The organism is Bacillus cereus group sp. N11 (genome assembly GCF_016483605.1).
GTDB lineage: Bacteria > Bacillota > Bacilli > Bacillales > Bacillaceae_G > Bacillus_A > Bacillus_A toyonensis.
On sequence record NZ_JAEHBN010000051.1, the window covers coordinates 1 to 581 of the forward strand.

Consider the following 581-nt stretch of genomic DNA (forward strand, 5'->3'; position numbering starts at 1 on the left):
TACGAGCCATTAGCTCAGTTGGTAGAGCATCTGACTTTTAATCAGAGGGTCGAAGGTTCGAATCCTTCATGGCTCACTTTTGTTTTTTCCGCGCGGTCGTGGCGGAACGGCAGACGCGCTAGGTTGAGGGCCTAGTGGGGGAAACCCCGTGGAGGTTCAAGTCCTCTCGGCCGCATCGAAAAAAATCTTAAAAAAGTACTTGCATTTGAAAATGTAGTATGATAAGATAATTGAGTCGCCAAAAGACAACGACGAAAAAACATCATGAATAAGCGCCCGTAGCTCAATTGGATAGAGCGTTTGACTACGGATCAAGAGGTTAGGGGTTCGACTCCTCTCGGGCGCGCCAATTACGGGAAGTGGCTCAGCTTGGTAGAGCACCTGGTTTGGGACCAGGGGGTCGCAGGTTCAAATCCTGTCTTCCCGACCACGCGGGTGTAGTTTAGTGGTAAAACAAGAGCCTTCCAAGCTCTGGTCGAGAGTTCGATTCTCTTCACCCGCTTTTAGTTCTTTGAAAACTGAACGAAACAAACAACGTGAAACGTCAATTTTTATTTTTAGATGCTAGACAAACTAACTTT

At 47.2% G+C, this 581-nt stretch carries 5 tRNA genes; all 5 read left to right on the forward strand.

Annotation, left to right across the window (positions count from 1 at the left end):
• The first annotated feature begins 3 nt into the window (after positions 1-3).
• Positions 4-76 (forward strand) — tRNA-Lys (locus JDS98_RS29585).
• A 16-nt stretch (positions 77-92) separates the two neighbouring features.
• A tRNA-Leu gene (locus JDS98_RS29590) sits at positions 93-175 on the forward strand.
• A 97-nt stretch (positions 176-272) separates the two neighbouring features.
• Positions 273-349 (forward strand) — tRNA-Arg (locus JDS98_RS29595).
• Positions 350-353: 4 nt separating this feature from the next.
• Positions 354-430: transfer RNA gene (locus JDS98_RS29600), tRNA-Pro, on the forward strand.
• Between the two features lies 1 nt (position 431).
• A tRNA-Gly gene (locus JDS98_RS29605) sits at positions 432-502 on the forward strand.
• Positions 503-581 lie beyond the last annotated feature (79 nt).